A 22,484-nucleotide genomic window follows, 5' to 3' on the forward strand; every position below is an offset into this window, starting at 1 on the left:
TCCGGCTCCGCGTCGCCGGAGCCGACCACACCCCTTTGATTCGACATCCATCAACCCAGAGGAGTATCCGATGACTGTCCGGGACGACCTGCCGGTCATGGTGATCGGCGCCGGCCCGGTGGGCCTGGCCGCCGCCGCCCACCTGTACGAGCGCGGCCTGCCCACCGTCGTGCTGGAAGCGGGCGACGGGCCCGGCGCGGCGGTCCGGCAGTGGGGACACGTACGGCTGTTCTCCCCGTGGCGGTACAACATCGACACCGCCGCCCGTCGGCTGCTGGAGGCGACCGGCTGGGTGGCCCCGGACCCCGACATCCTGCCCACCGGCGCCGAACTCGTCGCCGACTACCTCCGGCCCCTGGCCGAGCTGCCGCAGCTCCGCCCCGCCCTGCGGTACGGTGCCCGGGTCGTGGCGATCAGCCGCCTCGGTCTGGACCGGCTGCGGACCGCCGGCCGTGAGCAGGCGCCGTTCCTGGTCCGCCTCGCCGAGGGCGAGGAGATGCTCGCCCGGGCGGTCGTCGACGCCTCCGGCACCTGGGGTACCCCGAACGTGCTCGGCGCCTCCGGGCTGCCCGCCCGGGGCGAGGCCGCCGCCGGCCGGTACCTGGAACAGGCCCTGCCGGACGTGCTCGGCGCGGACCGGGACCGCTTCGCCGGCCGGCACACCCTGGTCGTCGGCGCCGGCCACTCCGCCGCCAACACCCTGCTCTCCCTGGCCGACCTGGCCGCCGAGGAACCGGGTACCGAGGTCACCTGGGCGATCCGCACGGCCAGCCCGGCGCGCACCTACGGCGGTGGGGACGCCGACGCCCTACCGGCCCGGGGCGCCCTCGGCTCCCGGCTGCGTGCGCACGTCGACGCCGGCCGGATCCGGCTGCTCACCGGATTCTCCGTGCACGCCCTCACCCCGGCCGGCGACCGGGTCCGGGTCGAGGTGCGGCGGGCCGACGGCGGTGCGGAGTCGGTGACCGTGGACCGGATCGTCGCGGCGACCGGCTTCCGCCCCGACCACTCGATCGCCGCCGAACTGCGCCTGGACCTCGACCCGGTGCTGGGTGCCACCCGTGCCCTGGCGCCCCTGATCGACCCGAACGAGCACTCCTGCGGCACCGTGCCACCGCACGGTGTGGACGAGCTGTCCCACCCCGAACCGGGGTACCACGCGGTGGGGATGAAGAGCTACGGCCGGGCGCCGACGTTCCTGATGGCTACCGGGTACGAGCAGGTGCGGTCGGTGGCCGCCGCCCTGGCCGGGGACTGGACGGCGGCCCGTGACGTGCAGCTCGACCTGCCGGAGACCGGCGTGTGCAACAGCAACCCGGACGAGTCCGTCACCGGCGACAACTGCTGCGGGCCCGCGCCCGCCGCCGCGCCGGCCGGTCGGGGGCTCGCCACCGGCATCTCCGGTGGGCTGCTGGCCACCCCGCTGGGCCTGGTCACCCTCGACGTGGCCGGCAACGGCCAGGCCGGCGGCTGCTGCGCCGGCTGATGTCGTCCGACACCGCGACGGTGCCCGCCGGCCCCCGTGCCGGCGGGCACCGCGCCACCCACGGCCGCCGGATGGTCGCCGCGCTGGCGGTCACCCAGACCGTCGGGTACGGCACCCTCTACTACGCCTACGCGGTCCTGCTGGCGCCGATGGCCACCGACCTCGGTACGTCCACCGCCACCGTCACCGGCGCCCTGACCGCCTCCGTCCTCGCCGGGGCCGGGATGAGCGTCCCCGTCGGGCGGTGGCTCGACCGGCACGGCGGGCGCGCCCTGATGACCGTCGGTTCGCTGGTCGCCACGGTGCTGGTCCTGGCCTGGTCCCAGGTGCAGACGGTCTGGCAGCTCTACGCGGTGATGATCGGCGTCGGTGCCACCGGGGCGATGGTCCTCTACGAGCCCGCCTTCGCCGTGATCGTCTCCTGGTTCGACGCGCCCCGCCGGGACAACGCCCTGTTGGCGGTGACCGTCGTCGCCGGCTTCGCCAGCACGATCTTCCTCCCGTTGACCGGTCTCCTCGTCGCCCGTCTCGACTGGCGTACCGCGCTGGTGGTGCTCGCCGTGACCCACGGGGCGGTCACCGTGCCGCTGCACGCCGCCGCCGTACGTCGACCGTCCCGTGGACTGTCGCACCACGGGAAACGGCGGTCGGTGTCAGCCCGTGCCGCGACCGGCGACCCGGGGTTCTGGCTCCTCGTGGCCGCCTTCGTCGCCCACGCCGCCGCCACCAGCATGATGGTCGTCCACCTGGTCGGCTACCTGACCGGTCGGGGTCATCCGGCGATCTTCGCGGCCACCGTGACCGGCCTGCTCGGTGTCCTCTCCGTCACCGGTCGGGTCGTGCTGACCGTGGCCCGGCGGTTCGCCCCGCTCACCACGGTGGTCGCCGTGATCTTCGGAATCCAGGCCGTCGCCGCGGCGGCCCTGCCCGTGGTCGCCACGAGCCGGGCCGGTGCCGTGGTCGCCGTCGTCGCGTTCGGGTTGGGCTTCGGGGTGTCCAGCCTCGCGGTCCCGGCCCTGCTCGTCGACCGGTACGGCACCGCCGCCTACGGCAGCATCGCCGGTGTCCTCGCCCTGCCGGTCACGGTGTCCCGCGCGACCGCACCGCTGGCGGCTGCGGCCCTGCTGTCCGTCGCCGGTGACCACCTCCTGCTGCCGGTGGCGGTGGCGGCCTGCTCCGTCGTCGCCGCGCTCGGCATCCTGGCCGGTCCGTCCCGGGCCGCCGGCGGCTGACCGGCCGGTCAGGGCCGGCGGCGGGCCACCAGCACCGCGTCGTGGATGGTGACCTGCCGGCACTCGGGGTCGGTCACGGTGCGGGCCCGGGTCTCCGCGGTCACCTCCCAGTCGGCGGGGTCGAGCGGGGCGGCGACCTCCTCGGCGGTGTACATCATGTCCGGGAAGTGCATCCGGTGCGCGCTGGTCCGCAGGTCGCCGGGGTGGTGGCCGACGATCAGCAGCGTCCCGCCCGGCGCGACCGCCTCGGCCAGCCGGGCGAACAGCTCCTGGCGTGCCGCTCCGGGCAGGTGCATGAACTGCGCGGACACCAGGTCGTACCGGCCGGGAGCGGGTGGTTCCTTCCGCAGATCGGCGTGGCTGAAGGTGATCCGGTCGGCGAGCCCGGCGTCGGTGGCGTGCTTTGCGGCCCGTTCCAGGGCGACGGTGGAGATGTCGACCGCGTCGACCCGCCACCCCCGCCGGGCGAGCCAGACCGCGTCGGCGCCCTCGCCGCAGCCCACGTCCAGGGCACGTCCGGGGGTCAAATCGTGCGCCTCGGTGACGAGCTGCGGGTTGGGGTTGCCGCTCCAGATCGTCGGCTTGGCCCGGTAGCGTTCCTCCCAGCCGGGCTGTTCGAACATGGCCTCGACCTGCTGCCGGTAGGCGTCGACGGCGTGCCGGGTGTCCTCCTCGACCAGGTCGGCGTTGATCGCCGCCCCGGCGGTCGTACCCGCTGCGGCGGCCACGATCACCTGGGCCCGTACGTCGGCCACGTTGCCGGCCGCCCACACCCCGGGTACGGCGGTGGCGCCGTTGGCGTCGGCCGGGATCTGGCTGCCGACGACATGTCCACCGAACTCCACGTCGACCGGGGTCAGACCCAGTCCGGCCAGGAAACCGGCGCGGGCGGTGACCCGGGACGTGACGACCAGCGCGTCCAGCTCGACGACCTCGCCCGAGGCCAGTCGTACCCCGCGCAGCGTGTCTCCGGCCACCTCCAGCCCGGTGACCCGGCCGTCCACGACGGTGATCCCCCGGGCGGCGAGCCGTTCCGCCTCGGTGACGTCCGGGGCGGCGGTGTCGTGCAGCAGGAGCTGCACGTGCGGGCTCCACTGCCGCCACAGGTGCACCTGGTGCAGCGCGAGCGGGCCGGTGGCGAGTACGCCGACGCGCCGGTCCCGGGACTCCCAGCCGTGGCAGTACGGGCAGTGCAGCACGTCCCGGCCCCACCGGTCGGCGAGCCCCGGCAGGTCGGGCAGTTCGTCGACCAGACCGGTGGTGACCAGCAGCCGCCGGGCCCGCACCGGCTCGCCGCGATCGAGGGTGACCAGGAACCCGTCGGTTTTTCGGGTCACGGCCGCCACCCGCCCGTCGCGGAACTCCCCGCCGTACCGGGTCACCTCGGCCCGCCCGTCGGTCAGCAGGTCGGCCGGCGGGGTGCCCTCCCGGCCCAGGTAGTTGTGCATGTGACCGGCCGGGGCGTTGCGGGGCTCGCCCGCGTCGACCACCAGGACCGACCGGCGGGCCCGGACCAGGCTCAGGGCGCCCGCCAGCCCGGCCGCACCGCCACCGACCACCACCACGTCGTACGTCTGCACCGTCTGCTCCTTCATGCTCGGTTGCTGCGCCCACCGTGCGAGACGATCGCGGATTCGACAACTAATGTTGCTGACATGGCAAACAGCGAGGAGGCGGCGCTGGCCGCGGTCGGGCCCCGGCTGCGGGCACTGCGTACCCAGCGCGGCACCACCCTGGCGCAGCTCGCCGAGACCACCGGCATCTCGGTGAGCACCCTGTCCCGGCTGGAGTCCGGTGGCCGCCGGCCCACCCTGGAACTGCTGCTGCCGCTGGCCCGCGCCTACCAGGTACCGCTGGACGAGTTGGTCGACGCCCCACCCACCGGCGACCCCCGGGTGCATCCCCGGCCGATCGTCCGGGGCCGGTCCACGTTCCTGCCGCTGACCCGTCGGCCCGGCGGGGTGCAGGCGTTCAAGCAGATCCTGCCACCGGATCCGCCCGGTTGTGACCGGGAGCCGCAGACCCACGAGGGGTACGAGTGGCTGTACGTGCTCTCCGGCCGGGTCCGCCTGCAACTCGGTGAGCACGACTTCGTCCTGCACCCGGGCGAGGTCGCCGAGTTCGACACCCGCACGCCGCACTGTGTCACCAACCCCGGCCCCGGACCGGCGGAACTGCTCAACCTGTTCGGACCGCAGGGTGAACGGATCCACGTCCGGGCCCGCCCCCGGCAGTGATCCCGCCACGGCGGGCCGCCGGCTCACGGCAGGATCGACGCGACAGAGGTGCCCCGGCGGACTGCCGGGACACCTCTGCGGTCGGGTACGCCGTCAGCCGCGTCTGGTGGAGTGGACGAAGGTGGCCCAGGCGGTGGGGGTGAAGGTGAGGACCGGCCCCGCCGGGTCCTTGCTGTCGCGTACGGCGACCACGTCGGCCAGGTTGTCGGCCACCTCGACGCACTCGCCACCATTGCCCGCGCTGCGGGTGCTCTTGCGCCACTGTGCGCCGGTCAGGTCAACCATGATGAACCTCCCCGATGATCTTATTGATCAGTTGCCTTGATTGTCCCTCATCGAGGGCGAGTGCGGTCAGGCTCGCCCAGACGTTTTCGTAGGTGGCGAACTCGGCTGGCCGATCCAGGTACAACGCGCCCGTGACGGACTCGCTGTAGACGATCGGCGGTTCCGACGTGGTGCGGTTCCCGGTGGGAAATTCCAGCATGACGAACTCGCCCGCCACGGTCCCGTGATGAGGGCCGGCGGCGAGGGGCAGCACCCGGATCGACACGTTCGGCAGCTCGGAGTCGGCCAGGAGGCGACGGAGCTGCCCGGTCATGGTGGCCTGATCGCCGACCGGTCGCAGGAGTACGGATTCGCAGAGGATCACCTGAGTCTCTGGTGCCCTGGGGAGTCGTCGGCTCAGCAGCGACTGGCGACGGAGCCGGATCTCCACCGCCCGTTGCCGGTCCTCCTCGCTCATGTCCGGCTGGTCGACCTGGTAGACGCCGTGCGCGTAGTCCCTGCTCTGGAAGATGCCCGGCACCAGCGTGTTCTTGAAGAACCGCAGGTGCGCGGCGGCGTTCTCCAGGCCGACGTAGAGCTGGAACCACTCGGGGATGGTGTCGCCGTACGCGTGCCACCAACCCCTGGCCCTGGTCTCGCCGGCCAGGGCGATCAACGCTTCCCGCAGCTCGGGGCGTACCCCGTACAGGTCGCAGAGCCCTTTGACGTCGACGGCGCGTACCGGGCCGATGCCGGTCTCGATCCGCCAGAGCTTCTGCCGGCTGCACTCCAGCTCCTCGGCGACCCCGTCGAGGGTCATCCGGGCCTCGGCGCGGAGCTGCCGCAGCATCCGGCCGAGTTGCCGTCGGGGGACTGTCGAACCCGCGTCGTCTGCCATCCGGATCACGCCTCCGTCCAATTTTGAAACATCCTGACGCCTCCTGTGCAACACGCAAATGTTGCGCGGAAAGAATTGCGGAATCCGGCCGGAATCCGGTAGGAGGCATTCGACACTACAAGAGTGGTGTGCGATGGCAGATCTGTGGCGCGCAGTTTTCTGCAGTTTCCCGAAAATGCGTGACTGCTGTCGTGTCGGCCATTCCGGCAACTGCGGGCCGTCCCGGAGCGTACGTCGGCCGGGCGGTAGCGTGCGGACATGGCGATGCATTGGACGCTGGGTTGTGACGCGGGGGATCCGCAGCGGCTTGCCGCGTTCTGGGCCCAGGCGCTGGGCTATGTGGCCGAGCCGGGTTACGACGATCCGGATGGTGCCTCGATCGTCGACCCGGAGGGGGTCGGACCCGCCATCGGCTTCCTCCGGGTGCAGGAGGGAAAGACGGCCAAGAACCGGATGCACATCGACATCCGGGTGGCCGGCGAGCCGCCCTGGGAGATGGCCGGGCGGGCGAGGCTGATCCGGGCGAAGGTGGCCGACCTGGTGGCGCTCGGGGCGACGGTGGTCCGCGAGGAACGCTACGGCCCGGAACTGGGCCACGTCGTGATGCGCGATCCGGAGGGCAACGAGTTCTGCGTCGCGTGACCGGCTGAACCGTCGTCGGCGGAGATGGTGGCGCGTGGATGTGGCGGCTCAGTCGCCGGATCGGGGTGACTCCTCCCAGGACCGGAATGCGTCGCGGGCACGCACGACCGCCTCCGCCACGGCGAAGGCGTGTCGCCATCCCCGCTCGTCAAGCTCGTCCTGGTGCCGGAAGTAGGCGAGGAACCAGCCGTCGACGACTTCGGCGCTCATCGGTTGATCGCGGTCGTCGAGCAGCCTGACCAGCTCGTCGGTCAGGAACGCGCGGGCACCGGCATGCTCGCGGGCAGCTGCGAACAGCGCGAACTTCTCGCCCGGGAAGACGTCGGTGCCGGGGATGGCGGCGGGCTGCACCCCACCCCGGCGGGCAGGGTGGAAGGTGAGCCGGGGAGGCTCCACGTCGAGGTGGACGGCGAGGCAACGCACCAGTAGTGTGCCCTGGCCACGCCCTTGCCGGGTGTGCGTGGCCAGTTCGAAGGACAGCCCACCGGCCGGCCACTGCACCCGGTGCATCGTGCGGGCGTGGGGATTCGGCAGGAAGATCGAGCCCGGCAACTGCCGCGCCGGCGCCTCCGGCTCGACCGCCAGGTCGTTGGCCCGGGCGAACGCCACCAGGCGGACCAGCCGTTGGGCGCTGCGGCGCTCACCGACGTCGCCGAGTGTCTTGACCAGCACTCCCAGTAATGCCGCGCCGGCAAGGAAGATCCCGCCCACGACCAGATCTTCGGAGTCGCCCTGCGCGAGGAGCCCGACGATGGTGACGAGCATGACGACGACCAGGAAGCCGCCCACGAGGCAGCCGACTCCGGTGCTCCGGGCTTTGGCTCCGGCGACGTGCCGGGCGGTCTCCTGGCCGAAGTCGCCGCGGCGTGCGGCCTCCCGCACCGTGGCTGATTCGGCGGCGGTGGGGGTGGCCCGCAAGGGGGCGTAGTTGATCTTGTCCGGGCTCACCCGCCACAGATTAGTCCTGCTCAGTTGCGACGAATGAGGCGCGGGCGGCCCGGACCGGTCGTCCAATCCCGGCGGCCCGCGCCCAGGCCACCGCCTGCGCCCGGCTCCGCGCCTGCCGTGGTCCGGGTCGGCGGCCGTGACGGGTCACTCGAAGCGCGACGGGTCCCCGGCACCCCGGCGGACGATCTCCGGTTCGTCCTGGGAGAAGTCGATGACGGTGGTGGGTTCGGTGCCGCACTCGCCGGAGTCGATCACCGCGTCGATGACGTGGTCGAGTCGTTCCTTGATCTCCCAACCCTGGGTGAGCGGTTCGGTCTCGTCGGGCAGCAGCAGGGTGCTGGACAGCAGTGGCTCGCCGAGTTCGGTCAGGATCGCCTGGGCGACGGCGTGGTCGGGGATGCGCACCCCGACCGTCTTCTTCTTCGGGTGCAGCAGGCGGCGGGGTACCTCCCGGGTGGCCGGCAGGATGAACGTGTAGCTGCCCGGGGTGGCCGCCTTGATCGCCCGGAACAGTGCGTTGTTGATCTGCACGAACTGGCCGAGCTGGGCGAAGTCCCGGCAGACCAGGGTGAAATGGTGGTTGCTGCCCAGGTGCCGGATGTCCCGGATCCGGTCCAGGCCGTCCTTGTTGCCCAGCGCGCAGCCGAGGGCGAAGCACGAGTCGGTCGGATAGGCGACCAGCCCGCCGGACCGGATCAGGTCGACCACCTGACCGATCGTCCGGGGCTGCGGGTTGTCCGGGTGCACGTCGAAGTACTTCGCCACGTTCCTGAGCGTAGGCGTGGCAGGTCCGGGACGCCGAGCCGGGCGGCGAAGCAGGCGCCAGGGCGGCCGCCGGCTCCGGCCCTCGCCTTGACCTTGCGTGGTACTCCGGCAGCATGGCGTGGTTTCCCCGGTGGCGCCGACAGGGCGCGGACCATCCAGCGGGCGACGACCCGGCCGCCGGCCGGCCGGACCGGGCCGCTCCCGACCCGCCGGCACCCGCGTCGGCCGTTCAGGCGCCGGCCGGGTTCGCCTACCAGGTCAGCGGTGCCGACGCGCATCTGTTCGGCGACGCCACCCCGGTGTACGTGCTGCGGCGGCACACCGCGCCCACCCCGGTCGACGACGCCGCCTGGCTGCGCGCGGCACCCAGCCGGATGCTGAACGCCCGGTTCGTGATCGTCCCGTTCACCGGCCGGGACGGTGAACGGGACGACCTGCGGACCTGGTGCCTCGACGGTCCGGGGCGTGCCGTGCGCTGGCTGCACGGTCCCGGCGGTCAGGGCAAGACCCGGCTGGCCGGGCAGGTCGCCGCCGACATGGCGGCGCTGGGCTGGCTGGTGGTGACGGCCAGTCACACCCCGGGTGTGGTCGAGTCGCCGCCGGGGCACCAGGATCTGCGGACCGGTGGCGCCGCCGGGCTGCTCGTGCTGGTCGACTACGCCGACCGGTGGCCGACCACCCATCTCGCCTGGCTGTTCGGCAACCGCCTGCTGGACCGGGCCGACCTGCCGGTCCGGGTGCTGCTGGTGGCCCGGACCGTCGACCCCTGGCCGGCGGTCCGGGCCCTGGCCGAGCAGCGTGACGCCACGACCAGTGCACAGTTCCTGACCCCGTTACCGGACGACGGCACGGTGCGGGCCGCGATGTTCACCGCCGCCCGGGACAGCTTCGCCCGGCGGTACGGCCTCACCGACGCCGACCGGATCGGGCCGCCCGCCGGGCTCGACGGCGCCGACCTGGGCCTGACGCTGGCCCTGCACATGGCGGCGCTGGTCGCCGTCGACGGGTACGCCACCGGTGCGCGGGTGCCGGACGATCCGGCGGGACTGACCGGTTACCTGCTCGACCGGGAGCACCTGCACTGGGCCAACCGGTACGGCGACGGCACCCACGACCTCGACCCGCAGCGGCGCGGTCACCGTACCCCGCCCGAGGTGATGAACCAGGTGGTGTTCGTCGCCGCGCTCACCGGCGCGGTACGCCGCCGTACCGGCCGGGAACTGGTGCGGCGGATCCTGCCCGGGGTGAAGCCGAAGCGGACCCTGGCCGACCACGCGGCCTGCTACCCGCCGGCCGCGCCGGACACCGTTCTGGAACCGATCTACCCCGACCGGCTCGCGGAGGACTTCCTCGCCCTGACCCTGCCGGGGCACGACGCGGCCTACCCGGCCCAGCCCTGGGCGACGGGACACGCCACCTCCGTGCTGCGCCCCGACGACGCCGTGTCGACCGTCGGCCACCCCGACCGCGCGTTGATCATGTTGGCGGAGGCTGCCGGACGGTGGCCGCACGTGGGCGGACGGTACCTGTACCCGTTGCTGCGCGACGATCCCCGGCTCGCGGTGCGGGCCGGTGGTCCGGCGCTGACCGGGGTCGTCGCGCTCACCGACGTGCCGGTGGACGTGCTGACGGGCATCGAGGCGCTGCTGCCCGAGGAGCAGCACGCGGAGTTCGACGTGGCCGCCGCGATCGTCGCCGAGCGGCTCGCCGCGCACCGGATGACGGTCGTCGCCGACCCGGCCGAGCAGGCGGAACTCCAGCTCAACCTCGGCTACCGGCTGGGCAACGCCGGCCGGTGGGACGACGCGCACGCGGCCACCGCCGAGGCGGTCCGCCGCTACCGGGAACTCGTGGCGGCCGGTCGTCCGCAACTCCGGATCGATCTGGCGTACGCGCTGAACAACCTCACCGGCGCGTTGGCCCGGCAGGCCCGGCACGACGCCGCGCTGGCGACCGCCGAGGAGGCGGTGACCATCGTCCGGGACCTGGCCGGGCAGGACCCGGACACCTACCGGCTGGACCTGGCGGCGGTCCTCGGCGCGCAGGCCCTCACCCTGCGGGCGGTGGGCCGCTCCGACGAGGCGCTGACCGCCATCCGGGAGGCGAACCGGATCCACCGGTCCTCCGGCGGCGCCACGTCGACCGACCGGCTCGCCGACCTCGCCCGGACCACCGGGAACCTCGCCATCATCCAGCGGGAGGCCGGTCGGATGGCCAAGGCGGCGGCGTCCGCCCGACGGGCCGTGCGGCTCTACCGACGCCTGGCCCGGGCGGACCCGGCCGGTTTCGTGCCGCAGCAGGCGATGGCCACGGTCAACCACGCGGCGGTGCTGCTGCAGATGGGACGCTGGCCGGAGGCACTGAGTGCCGCCGAGGAAGCCGTCGGGCTGTACCGGCGGCTGGCGGCGCAGAACCCGGCCGGATACGACGCCGACCTCGCCCTGGCGGTGCACAACGTCGGGGCGATCCGGCTGGAACTGGGGCAGTTCGATGCGGCGTCGACCGCGACGGACGAGGCGACCGACCGGTACCGGCGGCTCGACGCGGCACACCCCGGCCGGTACCGGGCCGAACTGGCCCGGACGCTGGCGAACCGGACCGCCGTCCTGCTCGGCCAGGACCGGGCCGAGCCTGCCGTGACCGTCGGTACCGAAGCGGTGCGGCTGTACCGCAGGCTCGTCGCGGACAACCCGGCTCCGCACACCGCCGACTTCGGTTCCCTGCTGGCCAACCTCGCCGCCGCACTGGCCGAACTGGACCGGGCGTCGGAGGCGGTCGCGGTCAGCGACGAGGCGGTCGCCCTGTACCGCCGGCTCGTCGCCGCCGATCCCGCCCGGCACCGGCCGCGCCTGGCGAACACCCTCGGCGTGTACGCCCGGGTCCGGCTCGACCTGGACCGGCACGAGGAGGCGTACGCCGCAGCGCAGGAGGCGGCCGGGCACTACCGCGCACTCGGCCCGGCCGACAACCCCGCCCACGCGCTCGGGCTCGCCCGGTCGTTGTTGGCCGCTGCACAGTCGGCCAACCGGCTGGACCGGCCCGAGTCGGCGGCAGCCGCCGCCACCGAGGCCCGGGAGCTGCTGCGACCGCTGTCCACCGAGCAACCCGCCTTCCGGCCCGACCTCGTCGCGGCCGGCATGCTGCTGGGTGCCGCCCGGTCGGCGATGGGGCAGTGGTCGGCGGCCCGGGACGCCGCCGACGAGGCGTACCGGCTCGGACTCGCTCCCGGGGACGCCCGCGCCCGGGCCATCCTCGACGAGTTGGCCGACGTCTACGACGCGGTCCAGCGGGGTACCGCCGGTGCCGGCCTGCGGGCCGAGTCCGTCGAGGCGGCCCGGTACGCGTTGGCGTTGCGCCGGATCCTGCCGGACACCAGCCCGGCCGGGCTGGCCCGCGCGGTCGCCATCGCCGCCACCCGGTTGTTCGAGGCCGACGCGGCCGAGGAGGCGCTGGAACTGGCCCGCGAGGGCGTCGAGCGGTACCGGCCGTTGGCCGACGGTGACCCCGGGACGCACCGCGCGCACCTGGCGTTCGTCTCGGCCACCCTCGGCCGGATCCGGTACCGGCTCGGCCACTTCGCGGAGGCCGCCGCCGCTGCTGCGGAGGCGGTGGCGATCTACCGTGACCAGGTCGGTCACGAACCCGACACCCGTCTGGCCCAGCTTGCCCGCGAGCTGTACAACCTGGCGATCGCGCGACACGCGGCCGGGGAACCGGCGGCGGGCAGCGCGGCGGTCGAGGCGGTGGAGGCGTTCCGGCGGCTCGCCGTCGCCGACCCCGCCGCGTGGCGACCGTCGGTCGCCCAGGCGTTGGCCGGTCTGGCCGCGGTACGGTCCGCCGCCGGGGACACCGACGCGGCGCGGGTACACCTCGACGAGGCCGTCACCCTGTTCCGGTCGGTGCCGACGGACAACCTCGCGGTACGCGGCGAGTTCGCGGCCGTCCTGCACAACCGCAGCATCCTGACCACCGGTTCGGGGGACTGGGCCGAGCGTTCGGTGTTCAACGCGGAGGCCGTCGCCCTCAGCCGCGACCTGCTCGACCGGGACCCGTCCCCGGCGCGGCTGATGGCCCTGGCCCGGGCGTTGGAGCTCACCTGGCTACTGGCGACCGGTGACCGGCGTCCCGCCGACGCGGAGTCAGCCGTCGCGGAGCTGGTCGACGTGTACCGCCGGCTGGTGGCGACCCAGCCGCGGCTGTACCGGCCGGTCCTGGCCCGGATCCTCGGTGCGCACGCGGGTCTGCTCGCCCAGGTGGGCCGGCCGGAGGAGGCGTTGCCGGCGGCCCGGGAGGCGGTCGAGCTGGCCCGGGAGGCGCTGACCACCGCGCCGCCGGTCCTGCCGCCGGGCACCCCCGGACCGCCGGTGCTGCTGGCCAACATGCTGGAGGCCCTCACCGTCGTCTGGCAGGCACTGCACCGGCCGGAGGACGCGTTGACCGCCAGCGCCGAGGCCGTGCGGCGGCGCCGCGCGCTGCACCGACAGGACCCGCAGCGGCACGAGGTACCCCTGGTCGCCACGTTGCGGATCCGGTTCACCTCGCTGACCGGGGCGCGCCGGTGGAACGAGGCGCTGACGCTCGGCGCGGAGATCGTCGAACGGTACCGATCGCTGGCCGAAACCGACCCGGTGGCGTACCGGCCGCAACTCGCCCTGCTGCTGTGGGGGACGACCCGGGCGCACCTGGACGGTGGGCTGGACCTGGACCGCGCGGTCGACGTCGCCGAGGAGTGCGTCGACCTCTACCGGGAACTGGCCACGGCCGACCCGGCCGGCTACACCGCCTTCCTGGACATCGCCTCGACCACTCGCGACGAACTGACCACCCGGCTCGGCCACGCGGACGACCCCGCCCCGACGGGGGACGGGCCACAATGAGTACCGGCTGCCGTGCCACGTAGGGGAGGCCCCGTGACCGAACCCCACCCGACCCGTCCGGGACGCCGCTGGCTGGTGCCGGCGCTGGCCGGGGTGTTCACCTTCGGCCTGGTGACGCCGTGGCTGGCCGGCGTGGTGACCGACTACCTGCGACAGGAGCCGGGTACCCGGGCCGACACCGCCGACGTGGTCAGCATGTTCGTCGGCGTCCTGGGGCTGCTGACCGGGGTCGGTGCGCTGGTCGTCGCCGTCGTGCAGGTCCGGCAGGCCCGCCGGGGTGCCACCGCCGTGGCCGCCATTCCGGACCCGGCGACCACCACTCCGCCCTCGGCGGCCACCGCCCCCGGGCCCGTTCCCGCGCCGGGGATCACCCAGACGGTCGTGTCGACCGGGGCGGGCTCCCCGGCGATCGGGGTGGTCAACGGTCGGGTCGTCCACCACCCGTCGGGTCCACCACCACCCGTCCCGCCGGCTGCCGGCGCGGACCGGCCGACCGCCCCGGAGAGCCCGGTTGACCAGCCCTGACGCCGGTCCGGTGGACGTGCCGTATGGTCCGGACAGGCCGCCCCCGGCCGGCCGGGACGCTGCCGTCGGCCCGGTCACGCAACAGGTCGGCGCGGTCGCGGGCAGCGCGTACGCGGTGTCCGGCGGGGACGTCCACCTCATCGGCGACGACCCGGTGACCTACCCGCTGCGGGCCTGGGCACCGTCGCGGTCCGGGGTGGACGGCGACCCGGCCCGGGTTGCCATTCTGCACGCGTGGTGGGCCGGGACGGCCCGGTTCGCCGCCCGGTGGCTGTCCGGCCCACGTGTCGACCCGGCGGTGCACGGGTTGGCCCGGTACGCCCTGGCGGCCGGCTGGCAGGTCCTGCTCGCCGTACCGGAGGCCACCGTCACGCCGGACGTCGAGCCGGTGGTCGTGGCACCGTCGGCTCCCGGGGTGCTGCTGGTCGTCGACAGCGCACACCGGTGGCCGCTGAGCCACCTGACCGCGCTGCTGGGCAGCCAGCTCCTGCACCGGCCGGACATCCCGGCCCGGGTACTGTTCCTGGCGTCCACCCCGGACCGGTGGCCGACGGTCCGGGCCGCCCTGGCCAACCACGTCGTGGAGGTGTCCGGGCAGGACACCGGAGCGGCGGACCCGCCGGGCCCGTCGACCGGACGGTAGCGGACCGTCGGAGCGGGTACGGTCGCCGACATGAACATCCGGTACACCCGCAGCGGCTCGACCCGGGCGATGGGCAACGTCACCCTCGGCGCGGGTCTGTTGATCTCGCTGCTGATGGTGAGCCCGGACAATCCGTCGACGGGTGGCTACGTCCTCGCCGGTCTGCTCGTCCTCACCGGGCTCGGCCTCAGGGTCGAGGCGGCGGTCCTTGCGCTCCGCGAACCCGGCCCGGGACACCCGGGCGTGCGGTGAACCCGGGCGACCCGGTCAGCCGGGTCCGGCGGTCGGTGGACGGGTGCTGTCAGCGGCGGCGGTCAACACGGCACGCGCCTCGGCGTACCGTTCCCGCAGTCGCCCGGCCTGCGCGGCCGGTAACAGTGCCAGCCGGGCCGGGTCGCTGTTGTGGCCGTTGTCGGCGAGTTTGACGAGCCGGCCCAGCGGGTCGGCGGCGGCCCGCCGGATCATGTCCAGGTACGGCTCGTCCGGTCGGCGGGTCACCGCGTCGACCGCTCGCACGACCTCCTCGGGGTAACCGGCGGCCCGCAGGTCGTGCAGCGTCACGCCGGTGTCCTCGACGACGTCGTGCAGGAGCCCGGCCATGACCGCGTGGTCACCGAACCCGGCGAGCGTCGCCGCGACGGCCCGGGGATGGTCGATGTACGGTCGGCCCGCCTTGTCGACCTGGCCGTGGTGGGCGCGGGCGGCGAGCGCGTCGGCGTCGGCGACGGTGGGTGGGGCCATCGGGTGGTCTCCGTTCGCGTCGGGGCCTGGATCCACCGGGGCGCTCAGCTCTCGGTGAGGGGCAGGATGGTGCGGCTGCGGCCGGGTCGGGGGTACGCCTCGGCTGCGGCGGCGAGCCGGGCCGCGTGGTCGCGCTGCTTCTGCCAGTGCCCGTACAGCGCGCCGCGCTGGGACAGCCGGTCGACCTCGCTGATCGTCTCCGGTGCCACGTCACCGGGCGGCGCGTCCCGCCACGGCGTGCCGGGCAGCGGCATGAACGTGTGGGCGTGGATGCGGGCGCCGAGGTCGGCGAGTTCGCGGGCCAGCCGGAGCGACGCCTCGACGTCGGACCGGTTCTCACCCGGCATCCCGAAGATCATGTCGACGTTGATCCGGAAGCCCTCCTCGACGCCCAGGCGGACCGCGCGTTTCACCTCGTCGACGCCGTGACCCCGTTTGGCGGCGTCGAGGACCCGGTCCGAGCCGGACTGGGCGCCCACGATGATGTTGTTGTTGGCGCAGTACCTCCGGACCAGCCGCAGTGCCTCCCGGGAGACGTGTTCGGGGCGGATCTCGCTGGGGAAGGAACCGAAGAAGACCCGGCCCTCCGGGCCGATGCCCTCCCGGCACGAGGCCAGGAGTTCCTCGACGGCGGCCAGGTTCGGCTCGTCGTTCTGGCTGCCGTACGACAGGGCGGTCGGGGTGATGAACCGGACGTCGCGCAGCCCGCGCCGCCGCATCGCGTCGACGTGCCAGCGCACGTTGTCCACGCTGCGGTGCCGGAACTTCGCGGAGAACATGAACGGGGTCTGGCAGAACCGGCAGGAGAACACACAGCCCCGGGTGATCTCCAGGGCGTTGAACCGGTCCCACCGCAACGAGAAACCCCGGAAGTCGTCCAGCGGTCGCCGCTGCGGGCGTCCCGTCCGGACGACGGTGCCGGCGGCGTCGCGGTAGGCCAGGCCGGGGATGCCGGTCGGATCACCGACCGCGTCGACCAGGCTCAGCAGGGTGGTCTCGCCCTCCCCGACCGCGGCGACGTCCCAGCCGGCGTCGAGGGTCTGCACCGGTTCGGCGGTCGCGTGCACCCCACCGGCGACGTGGGTGACGTTCGGCGCGTCGGCCAGGCCGCGGATCTCGGCCAACTCCCGCGCCAACGCCTCGGCGTCGGGGGAGTAGAACGACCACAGCACCAGGACCCGTCGTGCCGTCCCCGACGCCTCGCGGATGTGCGCGGCGGTGGCCTCCGGGGTCTCCCCGAAGCGCACCTCGTACCGGGTGCGGGTCTGGTGCGTGTCCAGCGCGCCGAGCAGGACGTGCAGGCCGTACGTGACCGCCTTCCGGTACCGCAGGACCAGCACCAGTTCGGGAGCGCTCATGCCGGCGATTGTGCCAGCCGCAGCCGGCCCCGCCCCGGCCCGGTGCGACCATGACGCGCGAGTACTGCTGTGGCCGGGAGGAGGCGACGACGGACACCGACGGTACCCCGACCGCACTGACCCTGCTGGTCTTCGGCTGCGGGCTGGAACGCCGCGCGGACGGGTGGGCCCTGACGGCGGCTGGTACGGCACGGGTGGAAGCCGCCGTGCGGTACGCCCACACCCACGCTGCGGCCTTCGGTGCGGCGGCGGCGCGGGGCCGGACGCCCCGGGTGGTCTTCACCGGCGGCTGGCCCGGCGGCTGCGCCGAGGCCGATGTCCCGCCGAGGGGATCCGGTGAAGGCGACCTGATGTGCCGGCAGGCGCGGGCCGCCGGCCTGGACCGGTACGCCGAACTGCACCGGGAGGCCCGTTCGACGAGCACGCTGGAGAACCTGCTCTACGTCCGGGAGGACGGGCTGCCGGCGGATTCCGTCTTCGACGCCGCCCACCCCCTCGGACTCGTCTCGCACGCCTGGCACCTGCCCCGGGTCCGGTTCCTCGCGACCAGGGCGCTGCGGCTGCCCGGCACGGCGATGCTCGACATCCCCGTGGCCGGCCCGGCGGGCCCCGACGCCCGCTGGTCGCCGCGCCTGCTGCTCGCGGCGGCCCGGGTGGCGCACCTGGGTGCCCGGGACGCCGCCATGCTGCTGCGCCGGGAGCGGCGCCTGCTGGCGCTGGTCCGTGGCGGTGAGCGGCTCGTGGCCCGGCTGGGGTCGCGTCCCGGCCGGTCACACCACGACAGCACCTGACGACGGTGGCGGTCCCGACCGGAGCGGGTGAGGGAGAGAGCGGCGGGGTAGAGAGACCGGACCCGATCGCCGATGTCTCGGTCTGGCGACCGGGAAGCCGTGTCAGGGAGGCAGGACATGCAACCGTCGGTGGTCGTGGTGCCGGTACACGAGCCGTCCCGGCAACTTCTCGGGCTGCTCCGGGAGCTACGGCAGGTCGCGCCGGGCGTCGAGGTCGTCGTGGTCGACGACGGCAGCGGCCCGGCTGCGGCCCCGGTCCTCGACGAGGCGGTCAGGCTGGGTGCCGTGGTACGACGACTGGGCGTGAACCGGGGCAAGGGTGTCGCGCTGAAGGAGGCGTTCCGGTACGTCCGCTCGACCTATCCCGGCCGGGCGGTCGTCTGTGCGGACGCCGATGGTCAGCACCGTGCCCCGGACGTCCTGCGTCTCGCCGAGCGGGTCCGGCCCACCAGGACGGTGGTGCTCGGGGTGCGCCGGTTCGAGGGGGACGTCCCGCTGCGCAGCCGGATCGGCAACCGGCTGACCGGCCTGCTGTTCCGGGCCGCCACCGGTCACCGGGTCCAGGACACCCAGACCGGCCTGCGCGCCTTCGCGTACCCGCTGCTCGACTGGCTCACCGGCGTTCCCGGTGACCGCTTCGACTACGAGATGAACGTCCTGCTCCAGGCGTGCCGGACGGGCCGGCCGATCGACCAGGTCGTCGTACCGACCCGGTACGTCCGCGACAACGCGTCGTCCCACTTCGGCGTGCTCGCCGATTCGGCCCGGGTGTGGTGGCCGTTGCTGCGGGCGACCGTCGGCCGGTGGGTGGGGCCCCGTCGTCCGGGTACCTGAGGCCGGGCCCTACCTGCGCTGCTCCGTCCGGACCACGGCGGTGTGCCCGCCACGGCGACCGCCTGGCCGCTTCGCGGCTAGTTGATCGCGGGCTAGACTGTGCGTGATCTCGCGCTGGCCGCCGGTCGAGCAGGTGCCGGGCGGCTCCGGCGAGAGGGGCATCGCCCCGGAACGCCCCGGTCGGCGTCGACGGGCCGGGGCGACCGATGGGCAGGCGGGGGAGAATGAGATGGCCGTACGCGATCCGGCGATGACGGACGTGGCCCGTCTCGCGGGGGTCTCCCACCAGACGGTGTCGCGGGTGCTCAACGGCCATCCGAACGTACGGGAGCAGACCCGGCTGCGGGTGCAGGCGGCCATCGCGGAGCTGGGCTACCGCCCCAACCGTACGGCCCGCGCCCTGGTCACCGGCCGGTCCCAGGTGATCGGCGTGGTCGCGCAGAACACCACCCTCTACGGCCCCGCGTCGTTGCTCGCCGCGCTGGAGCAGGCTGCCGCGGTGGCCGGCTTCGCGGTGAGTGTCGGCAGTGTCCGTGACCTGGACCACCGGTCCATCTCGGCGGCCGTGGAACGGCACCTGGCGCACCGGGTCGCCGGGGTCGTGGTGATCGCCCCGGTGGAGTCGGCGGGGGAGGCGTTGGAACGCCTCCCGAAGGACGTTCCCCTGGTCACCGTCGACGGCGACCCGCACCGGCCGATGCCGCTGGTGACGGTCGACCAGGTCGCCGGGGCCCGGGCGGCCACCCGGCACCTGCTCGACGCCGGTCACCGCACGGTCTGGCACGTCTCCGGGCCGCCCGACTGGTTCGACAGCGCCGGCCGGATCGAGGGCTGGCGGGAGGCGTTGCAGGCGGCGGGTGCCGAGGTGCCGCCCCTGGTGCCGGCGGACTGGTCGGCGGCGGCGGGGTACCGGTGCGGGCAGATGCTGGCCCGGATGCCCGAGGTCACCGCGGTCTTCACCGCCAACGACCATCTCGCGCTGGGGGTGCTGCGTGCGCTGCACGAGCACGGCCGTCGGGTACCGGACGACATCAGCGTGGTCGGTTTCGACGACGTGCCGGAGGCGGCGTACTTCATCCCGCCGTTGACCACCGTGCGGCCGGACTTCGACGCGGTGGCCCGGGCGAGCCTGGAGATGCTGTTGAGCCAGATCGAGTCGGACAGCGGTGGCGCGCTACGCCGGACGATCGCTCCGACGCTCATCTGCCGCAGCAGCGTCGCCGGCCCGGCCGACCGCTGACGCCGAGGCGCGGCGGCAGCGGGCCAGTTCCCGGCGCAGGTCACGGCGGAGTGCCCGGTCGAGGTCGGGTTGGGCGAGGGCGTCGGTGAAGTCGCGGGCGGCCTCCGCCCACCGGCCCAGCCGCATCAGCGCGGTACCCCGGTTGTAGCGGGGGACCGGCGCTGCCGACCGGGCGACCGCCCGGTCCAGGTCGGCCACGGCGGCCGCCACGTCGCCGCGTTCGAACCGGACGGCGGCCCGGTTCGTCCACGCCTCGACCAGGTCCGGGTCCCCGGCGAGGGCCCGGCTGAGCAGGTCGTCGGCAGCGGCGAGGTCCCCGCGTTCGGAGCGGATCAGGCCGAGGGTGCACAGCAGCGCGGGCTCCTGCGGGGCCAGTGCCAGGCCGGCCTGTGCGCCCGCCTCGGCGGCGTCGAGTGCGCCGCGCTCCACCTCCAGGTTGACCAGGGCGATCCGGGCGTCCAGGTGCCCGGGGTCGATGACGAGTACCCGGCCCAGGTCGTCCCTCGCCCGCGCCGGGCGGCCCCGGTCCTGTTCGAGGACGGCCCGGTTGTAGTACGCCTCCGGCAGGTGCGGCCCGAGGCGGATCGCCGTGCCGTAGTCCCTGATCGCGGCCCGGGACCGGCCCGCCGCCCGGTACAGCGCCGCGCGGTCCACGTAGTACTCGCAGTTGTCGGGGTCGTCGGCGATCACGGTGTCCAGGTCGGCGAGGGCCCGTGCCGGGTCACCCAGGGCCAGGTGCACCTGCGCCCGGTTGTGGCGCAGCCGGGCCAGGTCCTGCCGGCGTTCGCCGGGGGCGAGTACGGCGCCGAGCCGGGCCAGCCCGGCGTCGATCAGGCGCAGCGCCCGGTCGGGCTGACCCGCCCGGCTGTCCAGCAGGGCCAGACCCTGCTCGTAGAAGACCGTGGACAGCGTCCGCTGACGCTGGTCGGGCAGTCCGGCGGCGAGGCGGATCGCCTCTTCCAGCCAGTGTCGGGCCTGCGCCGGGTCCTGCTCGGCGGCCGGCAGGTGCCGGGCGTGGAGCATGGCGGTGGCGTACGCGGCCGACATGGTGATCTTCGGGTCGTCGGTGATGGTCCGTGCCTCGTGGTAGAGGTCGAGGGCCTCGGTGGCGCGGTCCAGTGCCGCCAGGGCGGTGGCCAGGCCGGTGGTGAACGCCCACCAGTGCCGTAGGTCGTCGTCCGGGGTCACCAGGGCGCGTCCACGTCGGCCGGTCCGGGCGGCGTGGTGGTAGAAGCCACGGGCCAGGCTGTCGCCCAGCATCCGGCGGACCGCCTCGGGTGTGGGGGTGACGGTGGCCGTCGGGTGTGGACCGTCGTCGCGCAGGTCGAGGCGTAACGGGGTCGACGCGGTCCGGCGGGCCAGGGCGTCCAGGAGTTCCCGGGTGGTCTCGTCGGCGTTGCCGACGTGGTCGAAGCGGACCGTGACCGGCTGCCGGAGCCGGCCCGCCCAGGCCAGGACGAACTCCGTCGCGCCGTAGGCCAGCCAGGCGGTACGGCGGGCGGGGTGGAACCGGATCGGCTCCTCCTCGGCAGCCGGCCGGGCCGTACGGTCGAGTCGGGGGGCGATGGCGTGCAGCTCCACCCGGTGCCGGGCCGCCAGGCGGGGCCGGTCGACGGCGATGGTGCTGAGGAGGTCCGCGATCCCGGCGTACGGCCCGTGGTCGCGGTGGCAGTCGTAGCTGCCGCCTGCGGTGGTCACGGCCGACCGGGCTGCCGCAGGGGCGGGCGCCCGGAGGCGCCCGCCGGGCCGGCAGTTACCAGCACCACTCGATCCAGAGCCGACGGGCACCGGACAGCAGGCGCAGCGTGCTCGTGCGGCGGACGGTCATCTTCCTCATGGGACACCTCCATCGTGATCCACTTCCGACTGCCCAGAGCGTAATCTCGATCGATGAAAAGATGAAGGCTCTTCGTGATCAATGATGGTCGGTTGACGGGTCCCGTCGCCCGGGTACGATCTCGGTAATCGACGGTGTTCGATCGAAAATCGGTCGTGCCGCCGGCGGCGACGGAACCGACGACGGAAGGCAGGCCCCATGTCGATACTGCGTCGCGCCGCTGCGGTCGTGGCGACGGTGCTCCTGAGCGGCACGGTCGCGGTCTCGGCTGCCCACGCCGACTACACCTTCTACCGGACCGGCCCACACGTCGGGGCCTGCTGGGACAAGGTCACCGCCTACGGCGGGGTCTACCAGGTGACCAACAACCTGCTCAACGGCACCTCCGGCTGGCACACCGCCCGGGTGCAGGTCTACCGGCCCGGAGTCGGCGTCCAGTCCGACCAGAGCTACACCGCCGCGCCCGGGGAGTGGAAGGTCGGTGCCACCGCCCACGTCGCCATCGTCCCCAACGACGACTACCGGGTGTACCTCGACGGCGCCCAGGTGGTGGGCATCCCGGCCCACGGCATCCCGTACTACATGAACCACTGCAAGGTGCGGGAGTCGCCGTCGGTCAAGGTCCGGCAGGCGCTCAGCCACGGCCTCGCCCAACTCGACGCGATCTACGTGGGCTGCGCGGCGGGCACGTACCGGTTCGGCACCGTACCCACCACGACGCTCTACCACGACGGCACCACGTGCGGGCAGTCCCGGGTCTACAAGCAACCCGCCGGGGTCAAGGGCTACGACTGCTCGGGCCTGATCTACACGATGTTCCAGTACGCCGGGGTGTACTTCCCGTGGACCAGTTCCAGCGCGATGAAATCCGGCATCCCGCAGGTGGCCAAGTCGCAGATCCAGGTCGGCGACCTGCTCGCCAAGAACGGTCACGTCGCGGTCTACCTCGGTGACGGAGACGGTGACGGCGTCGCCTCGGTGCTGGAGGCGACCCCCAGGTGGCAGAACGCCGACGGCACCTGGACGGGAGTGGTGATCAGCAGCGCCACGACCTACCTGAACAGCTCGGACTACACCGCCCACCGCGTCCCCGGGATCTGACCTGTCCCGGCTGGCGCCGGCACCGGACGACGATCCGGATGCCAGCCGGGACAGGTGACCGTGCC

Annotated in this window: 20 protein-coding genes; 12 read left to right on the plus strand and 8 right to left on the minus strand. The window is 73.8% G+C overall.

The window, feature by feature from the left end:
- Positions 1 to 70 precede the first annotated feature (70 nt).
- Both GSF22_RS02235 and GSF22_RS02240 read left to right on the plus strand, forming a co-directional pair.
- Entirely contained in the window at positions 71 to 1,486 is a 1,416-nt protein-coding gene (locus tag GSF22_RS02235) for an FAD-dependent oxidoreductase (RefSeq protein ID WP_208811012.1), read from the plus strand.
- Positions 1,486 to 2,718, plus strand: a complete 1,233-nt coding sequence (locus GSF22_RS02240; protein WP_208811013.1) for an MFS transporter — start codon at positions 1,486 to 1,488, stop codon at positions 2,716 to 2,718. The genes GSF22_RS02235 and GSF22_RS02240 overlap by 1 nt, the downstream gene beginning before the upstream one ends.
- An 8-nt stretch (positions 2,719 to 2,726) precedes the next feature.
- Here the strand turns inward: GSF22_RS02240 and GSF22_RS02245 are convergent, their stop codons facing one another.
- Complete coding sequence (locus tag GSF22_RS02245) at positions 2,727 to 4,313, minus strand: bifunctional NAD(P)/FAD-dependent oxidoreductase/class I SAM-dependent methyltransferase (RefSeq protein ID WP_208811014.1); 1,587 nt, start codon at positions 4,311 to 4,313, stop codon at positions 2,727 to 2,729.
- A gap of 60 nt (positions 4,314 to 4,373) precedes the next feature.
- Between GSF22_RS02245 and GSF22_RS02250 the strand changes: the two genes are divergently transcribed.
- Positions 4,374 to 4,955, plus strand: a complete 582-nt coding sequence (locus GSF22_RS02250) for a helix-turn-helix domain-containing protein (protein WP_208811015.1) — start codon at positions 4,374 to 4,376, stop codon at positions 4,953 to 4,955.
- A gap of 93 nt (positions 4,956 to 5,048) precedes the next feature.
- On the opposite strand, the gene GSF22_RS02255 is transcribed toward GSF22_RS02250, so the two are convergent.
- Together GSF22_RS02255 and GSF22_RS02260 are read right to left on the minus strand one after the other, a co-directional pair.
- A complete protein-coding gene (locus GSF22_RS02255; protein ID WP_208811016.1) occupies positions 5,049 to 5,240 on the minus strand; it encodes a DUF397 domain-containing protein in 192 nt (63 codons plus the stop codon).
- Positions 5,233 to 6,117, minus strand: coding sequence for a helix-turn-helix domain-containing protein (locus GSF22_RS02260; protein WP_208811017.1), 885 nt, complete (start codon positions 6,115 to 6,117; stop codon positions 5,233 to 5,235). Before GSF22_RS02260 ends, GSF22_RS02255 begins: the two co-directional genes overlap by 8 nt.
- Before the next feature lie 258 nt (positions 6,118 to 6,375).
- Between GSF22_RS02260 and GSF22_RS02265 the strand changes: the two genes are divergently transcribed.
- Positions 6,376 to 6,759, plus strand: a complete 384-nt coding sequence (locus GSF22_RS02265; protein ID WP_208811018.1) for a VOC family protein — start codon at positions 6,376 to 6,378, stop codon at positions 6,757 to 6,759.
- A gap of 48 nt (positions 6,760 to 6,807) precedes the next feature.
- Here GSF22_RS02265 and GSF22_RS02270 read toward each other — a convergent pair whose 3' ends face one another.
- Together GSF22_RS02270 and GSF22_RS02275 are read right to left on the minus strand one after the other, a co-directional pair.
- On the minus strand, positions 6,808 to 7,707 hold the full coding sequence (locus tag GSF22_RS02270; protein ID WP_208811019.1) for a hypothetical protein: 900 nt from the start codon (positions 7,705 to 7,707) through the stop codon (positions 6,808 to 6,810).
- A 144-nt stretch (positions 7,708 to 7,851) separates the two neighbouring features.
- A complete protein-coding gene (locus GSF22_RS02275) occupies positions 7,852 to 8,472 on the minus strand; it encodes an L-threonylcarbamoyladenylate synthase (RefSeq protein WP_208811020.1) in 621 nt (206 codons plus the stop codon).
- Between the two features lie 113 nt (positions 8,473 to 8,585).
- Here GSF22_RS02275 and GSF22_RS02280 point away from each other — a divergent pair, with 113 nt between their 5' ends.
- The 4 genes from GSF22_RS02280 to GSF22_RS02295 are packed head-to-tail and all read left to right on the plus strand — an operon-like array spanning position 8,586 to position 14,769.
- Entirely contained in the window at positions 8,586 to 13,349 is a 4,764-nt protein-coding gene (locus GSF22_RS02280) for a tetratricopeptide repeat protein (RefSeq protein WP_208811021.1), read from the plus strand.
- Positions 13,350 to 13,382: 33 nt separating this feature from the next.
- Complete coding sequence (locus tag GSF22_RS02285; protein WP_208811022.1) at positions 13,383 to 13,874, plus strand: hypothetical protein; 492 nt, start codon at positions 13,383 to 13,385, stop codon at positions 13,872 to 13,874.
- Complete coding sequence (locus GSF22_RS02290; protein ID WP_208811023.1) at positions 13,861 to 14,517, plus strand: hypothetical protein; 657 nt, start codon at positions 13,861 to 13,863, stop codon at positions 14,515 to 14,517. Before GSF22_RS02285 ends, GSF22_RS02290 begins: the two co-directional genes overlap by 14 nt.
- 30 nt (positions 14,518 to 14,547) lie before the next feature.
- Positions 14,548 to 14,769, plus strand: coding sequence for a hypothetical protein (locus GSF22_RS02295; protein ID WP_244365828.1), 222 nt, complete (start codon positions 14,548 to 14,550; stop codon positions 14,767 to 14,769).
- 15 nt (positions 14,770 to 14,784) lie between these two features.
- Here the strand turns inward: GSF22_RS02295 and GSF22_RS02300 are convergent, their stop codons facing one another.
- Together GSF22_RS02300 and GSF22_RS02305 are read right to left on the minus strand one after the other, a co-directional pair.
- Positions 14,785 to 15,258, minus strand: coding sequence for an HD domain-containing protein (locus GSF22_RS02300; RefSeq protein ID WP_208811024.1), 474 nt, complete (start codon positions 15,256 to 15,258; stop codon positions 14,785 to 14,787).
- Between the two features lie 44 nt (positions 15,259 to 15,302).
- On the minus strand, positions 15,303 to 16,616 hold the full coding sequence (locus tag GSF22_RS02305) for a TIGR04013 family B12-binding domain/radical SAM domain-containing protein (protein WP_208811025.1): 1,314 nt from the start codon (positions 16,614 to 16,616) through the stop codon (positions 15,303 to 15,305).
- A gap of 50 nt (positions 16,617 to 16,666) precedes the next feature.
- Between GSF22_RS02305 and GSF22_RS02310 the strand changes: the two genes are divergently transcribed.
- The 3 genes from GSF22_RS02310 (at position 16,667) to GSF22_RS02320 (ending at position 19,481) form a co-directional block, all read left to right on the plus strand.
- Positions 16,667 to 17,407 (plus strand): YdcF family protein, encoded by a 741-nt coding sequence (locus GSF22_RS02310; protein ID WP_208811026.1) that lies wholly within the window; start codon positions 16,667 to 16,669, stop codon positions 17,405 to 17,407.
- Positions 17,408 to 17,524: 117 nt separating this feature from the next.
- A complete protein-coding gene (locus GSF22_RS02315) occupies positions 17,525 to 18,241 on the plus strand; it encodes a glycosyltransferase family 2 protein (protein WP_208811027.1) in 717 nt (238 codons plus the stop codon).
- A gap of 250 nt (positions 18,242 to 18,491) precedes the next feature.
- Positions 18,492 to 19,481 carry a LacI family DNA-binding transcriptional regulator gene (locus tag GSF22_RS02320; protein ID WP_208811038.1) on the plus strand — a complete coding sequence of 330 codons (990 nt, stop codon included), beginning with the start codon at positions 18,492 to 18,494 and terminating at the stop codon, positions 19,479 to 19,481.
- Here GSF22_RS02320 and GSF22_RS35585 read toward each other — a convergent pair.
- A complete protein-coding gene (locus tag GSF22_RS35585; protein ID WP_208811028.1) occupies positions 19,416 to 21,179 on the minus strand; it encodes a tetratricopeptide repeat protein in 1,764 nt (587 codons plus the stop codon). The genes GSF22_RS02320 and GSF22_RS35585 overlap by 66 nt on opposite strands.
- A 337-nt stretch (positions 21,180 to 21,516) precedes the next feature.
- On the opposite strand from GSF22_RS35585, the gene GSF22_RS02330 reads away from it, so the two are divergent.
- Entirely contained in the window at positions 21,517 to 22,419 is a 903-nt protein-coding gene (locus GSF22_RS02330) for an NlpC/P60 family protein (RefSeq protein WP_208811029.1), read from the plus strand.
- Positions 22,420 to 22,484: the final 65 nt, after the last annotated feature.

The sequence above is a fragment of the Micromonospora echinofusca genome, assembly GCF_017614955.1.
GTDB lineage: Bacteria > Actinomycetota > Actinomycetes > Mycobacteriales > Micromonosporaceae > Micromonospora > Micromonospora echinofusca_A.

Excerpts from the sequence above, each read along its gene's own strand:
- GSF22_RS02265 (WP_208811018.1), top strand. The coding sequence starts at position 6,376 with ATGGCGATGCATTGGACGCTGGGTTGTGACGCGGGGGATCCGCAGCGG.
- GSF22_RS02235 (WP_208811012.1), top strand. The coding sequence starts at position 71 with ATGACTGTCCGGGACGACCTGCCGGTCATGGTGATCGGCGCCGGCCCG.
- GSF22_RS02240 (WP_208811013.1), top strand. The coding sequence starts at position 1,486 with ATGTCGTCCGACACCGCGACGGTGCCCGCCGGCCCCCGTGCCGGCGGG.
- GSF22_RS02330 (WP_208811029.1), top strand. The coding sequence starts at position 21,517 with ATGTCGATACTGCGTCGCGCCGCTGCGGTCGTGGCGACGGTGCTCCTG.
- GSF22_RS02300 (WP_208811024.1), bottom strand. The coding sequence starts at position 15,258 with ATGGCCCCACCCACCGTCGCCGACGCCGACGCGCTCGCCGCCCGCGCC.
- GSF22_RS02315 (WP_208811027.1), top strand. The coding sequence starts at position 17,525 with ATGCAACCGTCGGTGGTCGTGGTGCCGGTACACGAGCCGTCCCGGCAA.
- GSF22_RS02245 (WP_208811014.1), bottom strand. The coding sequence starts at position 4,313 with ATGAAGGAGCAGACGGTGCAGACGTACGACGTGGTGGTGGTCGGTGGC.
- GSF22_RS02250 (WP_208811015.1), top strand. The coding sequence starts at position 4,374 with ATGGCAAACAGCGAGGAGGCGGCGCTGGCCGCGGTCGGGCCCCGGCTG.
- GSF22_RS02305 (WP_208811025.1), bottom strand. The coding sequence starts at position 16,616 with ATGAGCGCTCCCGAACTGGTGCTGGTCCTGCGGTACCGGAAGGCGGTC.
- GSF22_RS02320 (WP_208811038.1), top strand. The coding sequence starts at position 18,492 with ATGACGGACGTGGCCCGTCTCGCGGGGGTCTCCCACCAGACGGTGTCG.
- GSF22_RS02255 (WP_208811016.1), bottom strand. The coding sequence starts at position 5,240 with ATGGTTGACCTGACCGGCGCACAGTGGCGCAAGAGCACCCGCAGCGCG.
- GSF22_RS02280 (WP_208811021.1), top strand. The coding sequence starts at position 8,586 with ATGGCGTGGTTTCCCCGGTGGCGCCGACAGGGCGCGGACCATCCAGCG.
- GSF22_RS02310 (WP_208811026.1), top strand. The coding sequence starts at position 16,667 with ATGACGCGCGAGTACTGCTGTGGCCGGGAGGAGGCGACGACGGACACC.
- GSF22_RS02295 (WP_244365828.1), top strand. The coding sequence starts at position 14,548 with ATGAACATCCGGTACACCCGCAGCGGCTCGACCCGGGCGATGGGCAAC.
- GSF22_RS02260 (WP_208811017.1), bottom strand. The coding sequence starts at position 6,117 with ATGGCAGACGACGCGGGTTCGACAGTCCCCCGACGGCAACTCGGCCGG.